This window comes from Mesorhizobium sp. YC-39, from assembly GCF_025753795.1.
Lineage (GTDB): Bacteria > Pseudomonadota > Alphaproteobacteria > Rhizobiales > Rhizobiaceae > Mesorhizobium.
On the sequence record NZ_JAOWPS010000004.1, the window covers coordinates 527,385 to 541,550 of the forward strand.

Genomic DNA, 14,166 nt, shown 5'->3' on the forward strand with positions numbered 1-14,166 from the left:
GTTTCCGGCCATTGCGCCAGCTTGGGCAATCGATGCATCCACGTGGCGGATATCGCCGCGCGCCGCGCTTCTGAACGCGGATTCATTTGACGAATTGGTCTTGAGCCGATTAGCTTTCGTTTCGGATGGCCGCAGAGGGAGCAGGGCGTAGCCATCGTGGGCGAAAGCGACACCGGGCAATGAATGCGATCGGCTGGCCGAACTGGAGGAGCCTGAACCAGGAAGGCATTGTCTTTGCCATTGCGGTCGTACTGTTCGCCGCCGCCGCCATCGGCCTGCCGGGCTTCATCGACCCGAACAACCTTGTCGCCATCGTGCGTTCGGTGTCAGTGCTGGGCATCCTGGCGCTCGGCATGGCGGTCGTCATCATCGGCAGGGGCATCGACCTGTCGGCTGTGGCGATCATGGCGATGTCGGTCGCCTGGTACCTGCAATTGCTGAATTCGGGAACGCCTGACGGGCTGGCCTTCGCCTATGTGCTGGCCGGCGTTATCGCTATTGGCCTGCTCAACGGCTTTCTGGTTGCCTACGCCGATGTGCCGGCGATCTTCGTGACGCTGGCGACAGGTTCTTTCGTCTTCGGCTATGTGCGTTCGCAGCTGATCTCGCAGGACGCCGTGCCGGTGCCCCAGGGACATTGGGTCGAGCTGCTGGGTGGCCTGCGCTTCCTCGACATCCCGGTCGAGGTCTTCATCTTCGCCGGCTTGGCCTTCGTCTTCTTCCTGTTCCTGCGCTTCACCAAATGGGGCCGCTACGTCTACTTCGCCGGCGACAACCCGGTCGCCGCGCGCAATATCGGCATTCCGGTGCGGCCGATGCTGGTGCTGCGCTACGTGCTGTCGGCCTTCGTCGCCCTGGTCGCCGGCCTACTGACAGCGGCCAGCCTGCATTCGATCAACACCCGCATCGTCAACTCGACGCTGCTCTATGACATCGTGCTGGTGGCGGTGATCGGCGGCATCGGGCTTTCGGGCGGGCGGGGAGGGGTGCGCAACGTGCTGGTGGGCGCTGCGCTGATCGGCATCCTGCTGAACGCCATGACCATCATCGACATTCCGCTGCTCTACCAGAACCTGATCAAGGCAGCGATCCTGCTGGGGGCGATCATCGTCGACGGTTTCATCAATCCGCGCGACGAGCAGACCGCCCAGCAGGGCGACATTTAGACCAATTAGACCATGGCGGACGGTTGGGGCCGGCCGCTGACAACCACGACCAAACCAGAGGATGTGACATGAAAATCATCAGGACATTTATGGCTGCAGCGGCAGTACTCGCTGTCTCTGTCTTCTCGGCACCTTCCTTCGCCGCCGAGGATCCGGGTCCCGCCGCCTATTCGCAGGCGCTCAAGGGCAAGCGTGTGATGCTGATTCCGATGGCGATGGGATTCGACCTGGCACAGGGCTGGGCGCATTTCCTGAAGAAGGAGGTCGATGCCTGGGGCGGCACCTTCGAGACGCGCGATCCGAACTGGGTCGTCGATGCGGGCGCGCAGGCGATCACCGACGCGATCTCTTCTGACACCAGGCCGGACGTGCTGATCATCCACTCGCCGGACCTCAACTCCTATGCCAAGCTGATGAAGAAGGCACAGGCCGCCGGCACCTATGTGCTGCTGGTCGACAATCCCGCGAACTTTCCAGCCGACGCCTTTGTCGGCAGTGATTGGGACCGGCTCGGCCAGCTCGAGGCCGAAGCTGCGATCAAGGGCTGCGGCCCGAATTCCTCCAAGAAGCTTGGGCTGGTGCAGGGTGACCAGGCCAATTCGTCGAGCCTCTACCAGTATGCCGGCATCATGAAGGTGCTGGAAAAGAACCCCGACTTCAAAGTCGTGGCCAAGCCGGATTCCAATTGGGATGCCACGACCTCGCGCAACGTGACGACGACGATGCTGCAGCAGAACCCCGACATCTGCGCCATCATCGATTTCTGGGACGGCGACGCCACCGGCGCGGCTGCCGCGATCCGCGACGCCAAGCTCGAGGGCAAGGTGTTTTTGGTCACCACCGGCGGCGGCGAGAAGACCGCCGACTGCGACAAGCTGCAGGATGGCACCTATGGCGCGGTGGTGATGACCGACCTCGCCCGCCAGTCGGGCGACATGAATGCCCTCATCAAGTTCCTGCTGCAGAGCGGGCAGCCGGCCGGCACGTCGAAGACCTACATCTACACGCTGGAGAAGGCGACGACCAAAGCCGACCTCAAGCCCGACAGTTGCTGGGACCTGAAGGCGCTGCAGGCCGAAGCGGCGAAGTAAAACACAGGTTCAAGACAAGCCTCAACGAGGTGGCGGGAACAAATCCAGCCACCTCGTCTCCTCATGCAATCACAGCAGTAGCCCGATGTCCTTTCGCGAACGCCTTCAGTCTTGGCGCTACAATCTCGTGCCCGACCATGTCGTCGGCGAGATCCTGACCAAGCGCTGGACCGACAACGCCATTCCATTCCTGGCGCTGGTGGCGACGCTTGGCGTGTTCGGTTCGCTCATTCCGGGCTTCTTCAAGCTGACGGCACTGCAGGATTCGACCCGCCAGCTCGGCGAATTCTCGCTGCTTGTCACCGGCATGACCGTGGTCATGCTAGGCGGCGGCATCGACCTTTCGGTCGGCTCGATCTTCGCGCTCTCCTGCTTTTCCGCCGTCTATGTCTTCTTCATCCTCGAACAGTCGGTATGGCTGGCGCTTGCCGCGTCAATCGCCACCGGGCTGCTGTTCGGGGCGATCAACGGCTACCTCATCGGCTATTTCAGGCTACGTGCCTTCCTGACGACGCTGGTCACCTTCATCTTCGGGCGGGCGCTGTTCGATATACTGGTCACCAGCTATGCCGCCGACGTCCAGCTTTCCAGCGCCACATCGGATGTGCTGGATTTCATCGGCGACGGTACTTTCTGGGGTCTTTCCGCCGCGGTGTGGGCGGCGATCATCCTGGCTGTCGTCACTCATATCGCGCTGACGCGTTCACGGCCCGGCTGGCATGTGCTGGCGGTCGGCGGCTCGCGGCGCTCGGCCCACAATGCCGGCATCCGTGTGCGCCGCACCGTGTTCATGACCTATGTGTTCTCCGGCTTCTGCGCGTCGCTCGGCGGCTTTCTCATCGCTTGCCGGCTGAGCGGGGCAGGGCCGGGGACCGGCCTCAACCTCGAGATCATGGCGCTGACAGCGGCGGTGGTCGGCGGCGTCAGCCTGGGCGGGGGGCGCGGCTCGGTGGTCAAGGGGCTGATGGGCGCGATCATCGTACTGACGATGACCAACGGGCTGATCCGGATGGGCTACGGCACCGGCACCAACCAGATGGTGCTGGGCATCATGCTGGCCGTTGCCGTCACCATCGACATCCGCTGGCTGAAGAACCGCGACAAGGTGCTGAACGAGGTCTATGTCGCGCCGGTCTACCTAAAGATGGGTGCAACGCAATCGGCCGCGGCTGGCTCGGGCACGCCTTACGAACTCGACAACCGGCTGTCGGCCGCGGACCATATCGGGCTCGGCGAGTTGGAAGGGCCGGAAGATGTCATTCTCGACCGCGACGGTCATCTCTACTGCGGCACCCGCCATGGCGAGATCGTCCGCTTCTTCGCGCCGGACTATGTCAGCTCTGAGGTCTTTGCCCATATTGGCGGCTTTCCGCTGGGCTTGGCCTTCGACAAATCAGGCAATCTGATCAGCTGCGTCGGCGCCATGGGACTTTACTCGGTGTCGCCGCAACGCGAGGTGAAGCGGCTATCGGCCGAGACGTCGCGCTCGTGGACCTCGATCGTCGATGATGCGCGGCTGCGCGACCCCAACGATATCGACATCGCGCCGGACGGGCGCATCTACTTCACCGACTCGACCAAGCGCTACGATGCCCATGACTGGGCGCTCGATTCGATCGAAAACCGCGCCACCGGGCGGCTGCTCGTCTACGATCCGAAGGACGGTTCGACCAGGACATTGCTTGACGGCTACCGCTACACCAACGGCGTGTGCATGGCGCATGACGGCAAGTCGTTGTTCTTCGCCGAAAGCTGGGCCTGCCGGGTGCATCGCTATTGGCTTGAAGGGCCGAAAGCAGGCACCGCCGAATGCGTCATCCGCGACATGCCGGGCTATCCCGACAACATCAACCGCGCCTCCGACGGCAATTACTGGATGGCATGGCTCGGCATGCGCACGCCGAGCTTCGACCTGTCGCTGCGCCATCCCGACATGCGCAAGCGCATGACGCGCCGCCTGCCGCAGGACGAATGGCTGTTCCCCAACATCAACACCGGCGGCGTGGTCAAGTTCAACGAAAAGGGCGGCATCGTCGAGGCGATGGGCGATCTTTCGAGCGCCGCGCACCCGATGGTCACCTCGATGCGCGAGCACAAGGGTTATCTCTTCGTCGGCGGCATCCTGAACAACCGTATCGGCCGCTACAAAATCCCCGGCGCCGACCCGAACTGGACCAGCTCCGCCTCCTACTGGGGGGCAAAGCCATGATACTCGATCCGATCCTCGACATCTTTCGCGGCAAGGCGATGACCCTCCCGCCGCTCGACGGCGCTTTTCGACCGAACACGGTGCTGGATGATGCGCCGGTCTTTTCCGCGCTGATCGAGCCCGACAATCTGGTCGCCACCGGCGACCGCCTGCTGGCCTCGAGCGGCAACGTTGTCTTCGCGATTGCCGAAGGCAAGGGGCCCACTGTGATCGAAACTTTTCCAGCTCCGGTGACGGCGCTCGCCGTTTCGCCTTCTGGCGAGCTGGCGGTCGGCCTTGAAAGCGGCAAGTTGGTCATTGCCGGCAAGGAGGTGGTGCTTCCCGCCAAAATTCGCTGCATCACGGCGCTCGCCTATGCGGCGGACGGAACGCTGTGGCTCGCCAATGGTTCGGCCGAGCATGCGCCGTCGCAATGGGCGACCGACCTGATGAAGAAGGGCGCGTCCGGCTCGCTGTGGAAGCGCGAACCGGCAGGCGGCGACTTCCGCAAGATCGCCGGCGACATCGCCTTTCCCTACGGGCTGCACCCGGTCGGCAAGGATGTTTTGGTCAGCGAAAGCTGGCGCCATCAGCTCATCCGTTTCGATGGCACGACCGGCAGCCGCTCGACGGTGCTGGCGCATCTGCCTGGCTATCCCTCGCGGCTGTCGGCGGCTGGCGATGGCGGCGCCTGGCTGACGCTGTTTGCGCCGCGCAACCGGCTGATCGAATTCGTGCTGCAGGAAACGCATTATCGGCAGGATATGATCGCGCAGGTGCCACCAGCCTACTGGATCTCGCCGGCGCTTTCCTCCAACCGCAGCTTCCTCGAACCGCTGCAATGCGGCGGCATCCGCACCATGGGCATCCACAAGCCGTGGTCGCCGAGCCGCTCCTACGGGCTGGTGGTCAAGCTCGATCGCGGCATGCAGCCGCAATTCAGCCTGCACAGCCGCGCCAACGGCACGCGCCATGGCATTTGCAGTGTCACGGAGAGAGATGGCCGGCTGTTCATTGCCTCGAAGGGCGGCGACTGTCTGCTCGCCATCGATCTTGCGTCCGGAGGGTTCTGATGGAACCGATCGTCCGCCTTGAAAACGTGACCAAGACCTATCGCGGCGTGCCCGCGGTCAAGAACGTCAGCTTCGAGCTGCGCAAGGGCGAGATCCATGCGCTGCTCGGCGAGAACGGTGCGGGAAAGTCGACGCTGACCAAGATCATCGCCGGCGTCGTTGACGCAAGCTCGGGCAAGATGATCCACAAGGGGCAGGAGATCGCCTACGCGTCGCCGCATGCAGCACTCGAAGCCGGTATCGCCATGGTGTTCCAGGAGACCAGCCTGGTGCCGTCGATGACGGTGGCGCAGAACCTCTATCTCGGCACGGAAAAATTCCTCAACCGGCTTCGGGGGACATACATTTCGGCGCAGCAGTTCCTGCAGTCGCTGAACTTTCCTGTCGATCCGAACGCCATGGTGGCGACGCTGGGCGCGGCCAAGCGGCAGATGGTCGAGATCGCGCGCGCCGTCCACCACAATGCCGAGATCATCATCTTCGACGAGCCGACGGCGTCGCTGACGCCGGAGGAGAAGCGGCATTTCTTCGCGCTGATCCGCCGGCTGAAGGCCAGCGGCGTGTCGATCGTTTTCATCAGCCACGCGCTGGAAGAGGCGCTATTGATCGCCGATCGCATCACCATCCTGCGGGACGGCGAACTGGTGATCACCGACGACACATCAGCCTTCGATCGCGACAGGATCGTTGCGGCGATGGTCGGGCGCACGCTGTCGGGGCAGCTCTACCAGCAGCGCGACGAGGCCAGGCTGCGCAAGGCCGGCAAGAAGGTGCTGTCGGTGCAGGACATCTCGATGAGCAATGTCGTGCGCAACACCTCCTTCTCGATCTTCGAGGGCCAGATTACCGGCGTCTTCGGGTTGATCGGCTCGGGCCGCACTGAGACCTTCAAGATCGTCTCCGGCATCTACAAGCGCGACTTCCTGCGCGGCGGCACGATAGAGCTGGACGATAGACCGGTGCGCTACCTCGTGCCCAGCGAGGCGGTGGAGGACGGCATCGTCTATGTCACCGAGGATCGCAAGAGCGAGGGCATTTTCGAGACGATGGGCATCGCCGAGAACCTGTTTGGCGGGGCGCTGGCGGCGGGGCGCGAAAAGGCGTGGGTGATCAACGCGCAGGAGATGCGCACGCTCTCGGCCGAATGGACCAGGACGCTGAACATCAAGGCGATCAACGATAATGCCCGCGTGGTCGAGCTCTCCGGCGGCAACCAGCAGAAGGTGGTGATCGGCAAGGGGCTAGTGCAGCAGCCGCGCATCGTCATTTTTGACGAGCCGACGCGCGGCGTCGATGTCGGCGCGATCGCCGAAATCCACCAGATCATCAACCGGCTGGCCGACGAGGGCCTCGCCGTCGTCGTCATCTCGTCCTATTTGCCCGAGATCATGAACCTGTCCGACCGCATCCTGGTCTGCCGGCAGGGCCGCATCGTCGAGGAGTTCTCGCCGGCGGAAGCGACGGAGGAAAAAATCATGTACGCGGCCGTGCATTAGCTGCGTTTCCTCGCACGCAGAATCAAAACGAAAAGGAGTCCGCCATGGCCACTACAAGACTTCTCAGCGATGCCGAGGTGGAAAAGATTCCCGCGGTGAAGGCCGTATTTGACGACATCCGTGCGACGCGCAAATCTGACTTCGTCAACAATTTCTGGCGCGGGCTGGCCAATGATCCGGTTGCGCTGAAGCAGGTCTGGGAACAGCTCAAGGCGGTGATGGTCGCCGAGAGCGCCATCGACCCGCTGACCAAGGAGATGATCTACATCGCCGTCTCGACCGCCAATGGCTGCTCCTATTGCGTCCACTCGCACACCGCCGCCGCCCGTGCCAAAGGCATGACCGACGCGCAGCATGGCGAGCTGGTCTCGATCATCGGGCTGGCCGGGCAGACCAACCAGATGGTTACCGCGATGCAGATCCCGGTGGACCCGGAGTTCAAGGTGATGTGAGGCGTTCTTCCTTCTCCTACAAGGGAGAAGGGGAGGTAATCATACCGGCCGATACACCTTCTCCGCCGTGTTCCAAAAGATATCCGCTTCGGCGGCCGCGCCATGCTTGCCCACCGCCTCCCGGTGCGCCTTGATTAGCTCGGCGTGGCTGGTCCACAGTTTCTCGATCGGGAAGTTCGAGCCGAACATCAGATGGTCGCTGCCCAAAATATCGATCGCATTGTCGACGATATAGGCGATCAGCGCCGGGTCGTTGCGGTGGACGAAGGTGCCGAGTCCGGACAGTTTGGCGTAGAAGTTTGGCGCCGCTGACAGCGTGCGCAGTCCGGCCTTCCAGGCTTCGGTGGTCTCAGGCTCCATGCCGGTCAGCATGCCGGCATGGGTGAGAATGAAATTGGTGTCAGGGTTCTCGCCGACCAGCGTCAATCCGTCCTTCATCTGGGTGGGGAAGAGTTGCAGGTCGAAGGAGAGGCCGTAATCCTTGAGCCGGGCGACATTGGCGCGCACTTTCGGGTCGATGACCTGATCGGCTGAGGTGGCGAAGCGGAAGGCCGGCGTTTCGTGCCAGTGCAGCTGCATGCGCACGCCGCGCAGCAGCGGATACTTTTTCAACCGGTTGATCTGGGGGCGCACATCGTCCACCGTCATGTCGGCATAGCCGACGATGGCATGCGGCCAGCCGGTTTCGTCGGCGGTCTTCTGCAGGAAGGCGACTTCCTGCTCGAAATCCTCCTTGGCCCAGTTGGTCTGGACATAGACCGCCTTTTCGACGCCCGAGCCCTTCTGGTCGGCGAGGAATTCCTCGATCGGATAGTCGCGGCGGATCGGCTCGTAGGGGCCGAAGATGCGCGGCACCATCGGGCCGACCAGCCAGGGTTGGTCCTGCCGGCGCCAGATGTGGAAATGCGCGTCGATGGCTTTCTGCATCACGAGACCCTTTTCCATATTGCCGCTGCCGCCGGGGCAGGGCGCGCGAGCGACAGGATGAAATCGCTGAGGCCGGCGATGGATGAGCCATCGACGAGATCGTCGAGCACCGGCAGGATGGCACGCAGGGCCGCCGTAGCCGGCCGGAAGCGCGGGTCACCGGCCAGCGGCGTCGCCAGCGACAACCGGAAGGCGCGGGCGCTCAGCCGGCGCATCGCCATTTCCAACTCGGCATGGTCGCCGCGCTCCAGCGCATCGGACAGGATGACGACCGCAGCGCCGCGCGCGAAAGCGGAAAAGCGCGGTACCGAGAGGAAGGCGAGCAGCGCCGGTCCCATGCGGGTGCCGCCATCCCAGTCGTCGACCTGTGCGGCCGCGCGAGCCAGCGCCTGGTCGCGGTCGCGTATGCGCAACGCTCCGGTGATGCGGGTCAGCCGCGTGCCGAAGGTGAAGATTTCCGCCCGATCGGCGCCTTGCACGGCCGCATGCGCCAGTTTGAGATAATCCGAGGTGTGCAGCTTCATCGAGCCGGAGATGTCGATCAGCATCAGCAGCTTGCGCGGCACGGTCTGCCGCCGGCGCAGCAGCGGCGAGGGGACATCGCCGTCGGCGCTGACGATTTCCCGCAGGGACCGGCGCAGGTCGAGCTTGCCGCGCGAATGGGTGCGCACAGTGCGGAAGGAGCGGCGGGCGGGCAAGGCGGACGCCAGCTTGCGGCGAAAGGCGGTCAGCCTGACGTCGTCGCGCTGGAAATCGCGCGTGCTCAACTGCTCGATGGCCGAGGACAGCTCACCGCCTTCGTCCTGCTGCTCAGCTTCGATCTGTTCGTCGTTGGCGCCGCCATCATCCTTGATGCGGGTTTCTTCATCCGTATCGCCTTCGACCACGGCAGATGTGTTGCCGTAGAAATAGCTCTGGAAATGCGCCTCGAATTCGTCGCGGCGGTCGGGCGTCGGCGCCAGAGTGGCGAGCGCTGCTTCGCGGATGTCGGCTATCGAACGGGGACCAAGCAGCGTCACCGCCTGCATGAAGCCGAATACCTGCTCGGGCGCGACGGGGAAGCCGAAGCGGCGCAGCAGCCGGCCGAAACCGAGCAAGGGCGCCGCCGCGCGGGGCAGGGCGCTCACGCCAGCGCCTCCTCGACGATGCGGCCGAGTTCGGGCGCGATATAAGACAGGTCCTCCTCGTCCTTGATCAGCACGCCGATGGCGCGGCGGAAGGCTTCTGGCCATGGGCTGCCGCCTTTTTCGAGGATGGTGGCGGCATTGGCCCATTCGACTGCTTCGGCGATGCCGGGTGGCTTGGCGAGCGGACGGGCGCGGATGGTCTGAACGGCTGCGGCCACGGCGCGTGCGGTGGCTTGCGCCACATTGCCGGCGCGCAGCATGATGATCTCAGCCTCGCGCGCGGCGTCGGGGTAGGTGATCCAGTGGTAGACGCAGCGCCGCCGCAATGCTTCCGCCAGTTCGCGTGTGCGGTTGGAGGTCAGGATGACGATCGGCTGGGACGTGGCGCGGATGGTGCCGCGCTCGGGGATACTGATCTGGAAATCGGACAGGAATTCCAGCAGCAGCGCCTCGAACTCGTGGTCCGAACGGTCGATCTCGTCGACCAGCAGCACGCGCTTCTCCGGTGCCTTCAGCACCTGCAGCAGCGGCCGCGCAATCAAGAAGCGGTCATCATAGATATCGATCTCGTGCTCGCCGGCATGACGGATGGCGAGCAACTGGCGCTGGTAATTCCATTCGTAAAGCGCATGCGCGGCGTCGATGCCCTCATAGCATTGCAGCCGCACCAAGTCGCGTCCGAGTACTTCGGCAATCGCCTTCGCCGCCTCGGTCTTGCCGACGCCGGGCGCGCCTTCGAGCAGCAGCGGCTTGCCCAACCTTATCGCCAGGAAGATCGCGGTCGCCAGGCTTTCGTCGGCCAAATAGCGCGAAGCGGCGAGGCACGCTGCCACCGCCTCCGGCGAGGCTGCTGATATCGCGGCGCTTGGCTTCGGCATCTCCGGCACTCAGTTCGGCGCCTGCGCCTTCAACGCCCGCAGGATTCGTTCCGGCGTGATCGGCAGCGTGTCGATGCGCACGCCGACGGCGTCGAAGACAGCGTTCGCCATGGCAGGGATCTGCGGGTTGGCGCACATTTCTCCCGGTCCCTTGGCGCCGTAAGGTCCGTCGGCCGACGGCCGCTCCAGCACGATGATCTCGGTTTGCGCAAGATCGCCGGGACCTGGCATCAGATACTGGTTGAAGTCGGTGCCGCCATGGTCGCGGTTGGGATAATAGGGCTCGGTCGTCTCGTAGAGCGCGTGGCTGATGCCCATCCAGGAACCGCCGACGAGCTGCTGCTCGACCATTTTCGGGTTCAGCGCGCGGCCGATCTCGAAGACGTTCCTGACCGTCAGTACGGTGACCTCGCCGGTCTCGTCGTCGACCTCGACCTCGGCCACCGTGCAGGCATGGGCGTAGCAGGTCGACGGCTTCATCGCGCCGGTCTCCTTCTCCGGATAGGAGCGCGGGATCAGGAACATGCCGCGGCCGGAGATCGAGCGGCCGCGCTTGAAGTGCGCCGACAGCGCGACATCGAAAATCGAGATCGATTTCTGCGGCGCGCCCTTGACCAGAATATTGCCCTGGCCATCGGTCTCGAGATCGGACGCGTTCACCTCCAACTCCTCGGCCGCCACCTCGAGCATCACTTGACGCGCTTCCCTGGCCGCCTGGATGACAGCGTTGCCGGCCCGGTGTGTGCCGCGCGAGGCGAAGGTGCCCATGCAGTGCGGGCCGGTGTCGGTGTCGGCGGTGTCGACGACGACACGGTCGGTCGGCACGCCGATCGTCTCTGCGCAGATCTGCGCCATGATCTGCTTCATGCCCTGGCCGAGATCGACGCTGGAGAGCGTGACCATGAAATTGCCGGTCGGCGTCGAATGCACCAGCGCCTGGGTCGGGTCGCCGCCGAGATTCATGCCGGTCGGATAGTTGATCGCGGCGACGCCGCGTCCGCGCCTGATCGCCATCTCAAGCTCCCTTCGTGTAGGAGGACATGGCCAGATATTTTTCCGCCACCGGCCAGTTGGCGGCGCGCGAGGCTTCCTGCATGCACTCGATCAGCGCCGCGCCCTCGGTGGGTTGGCGATGGGCCTTCATGTCGCCGTCGCGATAAGCGTTGATGAAGCGGAATTCGAGCGGGTCCATGCCGATCAGCCGGGCGAGCTTGTCCATCTGCACCTCCAGCGCGAAATCGCCGATGGTGACGCCGAAGCCGCGCATGGCGGAAGACGGCGTGCGGTTGGTGTAGACGCAGTAGGTGTCGATCCAGACATTGGGGATAGTGTAGGGGCCGGGATAGTGGCCCGCGCCCTTCTGCGCGCCGTAGGGCGAGTGGCGCGAATAGGCGCCGGCATCGGTGTAGCCGGTGACCTTGCGGGCGACGATGCGGCCATCCTTCATGACGCCGTCCTTGATGACGACCTTTTCGGCCGCGCGGGGTGACGAAATCTGCATCTCCTCTTCGCGGCTGTAAATGAAAGAGACCGGTCGTCCGGTTAGTTTCGCCCCTAGGATGGCGATCGGCTCGACGATGACGTCGACCTTGCCGCCAAAACCGCCGCCGACCGTGCCGCCGACGAAGTGCAGCTTGCTGCCCGGCATCTGCAGGATGATCGAGGCATTGTCGAGGGTGAAGAACATCGCCTGCGTGTTGGTGTAGCAGGTAAAGCGGTCATTGCCCTCGGGGACGACGACGCAGCCGGTGGTCTCGGTCGGCGCATGCTCGATCGGCGAGGACTGGTAGGTCTGTTCCAGTATGTGATCGGCGCCGGCGAAGCCGGCCTCGACATCGCCGAAGCGGACCTTGCGGCATTCGCCGCTGTCATAGAGATAATAGTTCTGGCCGTGATACTCGTTGACGACAGGCGCGCCGGGCTTCAGCGCCTCCTCCATATCGAAAACGGCCGGCAGCACCTCGTAGTCGACCTTGACCTTGGCGGCGGCTTCCTGCGCGGCGCGCTCGGTCTCGGCCAGCACCGCCACCACGGCCTCGCCTTTCCAGCGCACCTTGCCGTCGGCCAGCACCGTCTCGTCCTCCGGCCCGATCTGGATTAGGATCAGGATGGTGTAGACATTGTGCGGCACGTCCTTGGCCGTCAGGATTTTCACCACGCCCGGATGTTTTTCGGCCTCCGAAGTGTTGATCGAGCGGATGCGGGCGTGATGGTGCGGGCTGCGCACCATCTTCAGATGCAGCATGCCGGGAAAATTGCGGTCGGCGAAATAGGCGGTCTTGCCGGTGACGTGGCCTGGCGAATCGGAGCGCGGCCGGGGCTGGCCGATCTCGTGCAGATCGTCCTTGCGCTGGTCGGCGAAATAATTCTTGCGCAGTTCCATCTTTGTTTCCCTCAAGCCGCGTGCTGTGAGTTCGATCGCGCGGCGGTCAGCACCGCCTGGATGATCGGCTCGTAGCCGGTGCAGCGGCAGATGTTGCCCGACAGCGCCTCGACCACCTCGTCGCGGCTGGGAGTGGGCGTGTGGTCAAGCAGCACCTTGGCCGCCATGATCATGCCCGGCGTGCAGAAGCCGCATTGGGTGGCGAAGGCATCGAGAAAGGCCCGCTGCAGCGGATGCAGTACGCCGCCTTCCGAAAGCCCTGAAGTCGTGGTGATGGCAGTGCCGTTGCAGGTCTCGGCCAGCGTCAGGCAGGAGAGCCGGAGTTCGCCGTCGATGATGACCGAGCAGGCGCCGCAGGTGCCTTGGTGGCATCCGCCTTTCGGCGAGGTATCACCGATCTTGTCGCGCAAGGCGTGAAGCAGCGTCGTGCCGCTGTCGATGAATTCGGCCTTTTCCGTGCCGTTGAGCGTGAACTGAACCGGGACCTTTGCCATTGTTCCTCCTTGCGCGCCTGCCCGAACTTGTCGGACAGACGCGCGCCCCCAACGGGCTTAAGCCTTTGTTTCCATGCCCGCGATCTGGCCAAGCAGCAGCCGGCCAAGATGGACCTGCAGGACTTCATTGCGATACCACGCACTGGCGATCGGATCGGTGATGGGCGAGGTGCCTTCGCCCACGGCGGCCAGCGCGGGTGCGATGCCATCCTTGGTGAGCGTGCTGCCGAGTAGGGCCTTCTCGGCTGCCCTGGCCCGCATCGGCCGGTCGGCCATGCAGCCGAGCGCGATCCGTGCCAAGGACACGGTGCCGTCCGCCGCCTGTTCGAGCACTGCGGCAATGCTCAGCACAGAGATGCCCTTGGGTTTGACCCGCGACACTTTCAGGAAGCGAAAGCCGTTGTGCGGTGGAAGCGCGAAAGCGACCGATGTTACGACGGCGCGGCTGCCATCCCGATTGGTCAAGAACTCCTCGATCGGCATCTCGCTGTCATCGGTGCTGACGGTTGCGTCTAGCGCCAGCAGCGCGACCGTGAAATCGCCATAGGGCGCGGGCGCGAACAAATTGCCGCCGACGGTCGCCATGTTGCGGATCGCGGGGCCGCCGACGGCGCGCGCGGCATTGGCCAGTGGAGCCAAATCTGGATGACGGGCGATCGCTGCCATGGTCACCGAGGCGCCAAGACGGACCTTGCCTCCGGAGACGGCGATGGTCGACAGGGACGGTTCGGTCGAGCGCACGAAGCTGGAGAGCGACACATCGCCTTCATTGGTGGCGCGAACGACCAGCGTGCCGCCGCCGAGATAGCGCGTACCGGCCGCCTTCAGCGCCGTATTGGCATCCTTCACCGTCGAGAAAGTCTGGAGGGCAAGCGCCATGGCACGCTCCTG

General features: G+C 64.0%; 13 protein-coding genes. 6 read left to right on the plus strand and 7 right to left on the minus strand.

Annotated elements, in window-relative coordinates:
• Positions 1-179 precede the first annotated feature (179 nt).
• The 6 genes from OHD62_RS24070 to OHD62_RS24095 all read left to right on the plus strand — a co-directional run bounded on the left by OHD62_RS24070 (position 180) and on the right by OHD62_RS24095 (position 7,466).
• The gene (locus tag OHD62_RS24070) at positions 180-1,166 is read left to right on the plus strand and encodes an ABC transporter permease (protein ID WP_263787837.1); all 987 of its coding nucleotides are present in this window, start codon (positions 180-182) and stop codon (positions 1,164-1,166) included.
• 68 nt (positions 1,167-1,234) lie between these two features.
• Positions 1,235-2,257 (plus strand): sugar ABC transporter substrate-binding protein, encoded by a 1,023-nt coding sequence (locus OHD62_RS24075; RefSeq protein WP_263787839.1) that lies wholly within the window; start codon positions 1,235-1,237, stop codon positions 2,255-2,257.
• Between the two features lie 85 nt (positions 2,258-2,342).
• The gene (locus OHD62_RS24080; RefSeq protein ID WP_263787842.1) at positions 2,343-4,466 is read left to right on the plus strand and encodes an ABC transporter permease; all 2,124 of its coding nucleotides are present in this window, start codon (positions 2,343-2,345) and stop codon (positions 4,464-4,466) included.
• A complete protein-coding gene (locus OHD62_RS24085; protein WP_263787845.1) occupies positions 4,463-5,518 on the plus strand; it encodes a hypothetical protein in 1,056 nt (351 codons plus the stop codon). The genes OHD62_RS24080 and OHD62_RS24085 overlap by 4 nt, the downstream gene beginning before the upstream one ends.
• Positions 5,518-7,014 carry a sugar ABC transporter ATP-binding protein gene (locus OHD62_RS24090; RefSeq protein WP_263787847.1) on the plus strand — a complete coding sequence of 499 codons (1,497 nt, stop codon included), beginning with the start codon at positions 5,518-5,520 and terminating at the stop codon, positions 7,012-7,014. The genes OHD62_RS24085 and OHD62_RS24090 overlap by 1 nt, the downstream gene beginning before the upstream one ends.
• A gap of 44 nt (positions 7,015-7,058) precedes the next feature.
• Positions 7,059-7,466: a carboxymuconolactone decarboxylase family protein gene (locus tag OHD62_RS24095; protein ID WP_263787849.1), complete on the plus strand. Its 408-nt coding sequence runs from the start codon at positions 7,059-7,061 to the stop codon at positions 7,464-7,466.
• Between the two features lie 39 nt (positions 7,467-7,505).
• On the opposite strand, the gene OHD62_RS24100 is transcribed toward OHD62_RS24095, so the two are convergent.
• The 7 genes from OHD62_RS24100 to OHD62_RS24130 are packed head-to-tail and all read right to left on the minus strand — an operon-like array spanning position 7,506 to position 14,154.
• Entirely contained in the window at positions 7,506-8,393 is an 888-nt protein-coding gene (locus OHD62_RS24100) for an amidohydrolase family protein (protein ID WP_263788546.1), read from the minus strand.
• Positions 8,393-9,511 carry a VWA domain-containing protein gene (locus tag OHD62_RS24105; protein WP_318528631.1) on the minus strand — a complete coding sequence of 373 codons (1,119 nt, stop codon included), beginning with the start codon at positions 9,509-9,511 and terminating at the stop codon, positions 8,393-8,395. Before OHD62_RS24105 ends, OHD62_RS24100 begins: the two co-directional genes overlap by 1 nt.
• A gap of 5 nt (positions 9,512-9,516) precedes the next feature.
• Positions 9,517-10,398, minus strand: coding sequence for an AAA family ATPase (locus OHD62_RS24110; protein ID WP_263787852.1), 882 nt, complete (start codon positions 10,396-10,398; stop codon positions 9,517-9,519).
• Positions 10,399-10,407: 9 nt separating this feature from the next.
• Positions 10,408-11,412 (minus strand): xanthine dehydrogenase family protein molybdopterin-binding subunit, encoded by a 1,005-nt coding sequence (locus OHD62_RS24115; protein WP_263787854.1) that lies wholly within the window; start codon positions 11,410-11,412, stop codon positions 10,408-10,410.
• 1 nt (position 11,413) lies between these two features.
• Positions 11,414-12,781 (minus strand): xanthine dehydrogenase family protein molybdopterin-binding subunit, encoded by a 1,368-nt coding sequence (locus tag OHD62_RS24120; RefSeq protein WP_263787856.1) that lies wholly within the window; start codon positions 12,779-12,781, stop codon positions 11,414-11,416.
• 11 nt (positions 12,782-12,792) lie between these two features.
• Positions 12,793-13,275: a (2Fe-2S)-binding protein gene (locus OHD62_RS24125; RefSeq protein WP_263787858.1), complete on the minus strand. Its 483-nt coding sequence runs from the start codon at positions 13,273-13,275 to the stop codon at positions 12,793-12,795.
• Between the two features lie 57 nt (positions 13,276-13,332).
• Positions 13,333-14,154 (minus strand): FAD binding domain-containing protein, encoded by an 822-nt coding sequence (locus OHD62_RS24130; RefSeq protein WP_263787860.1) that lies wholly within the window; start codon positions 14,152-14,154, stop codon positions 13,333-13,335.
• Positions 14,155-14,166 lie beyond the last annotated feature (12 nt).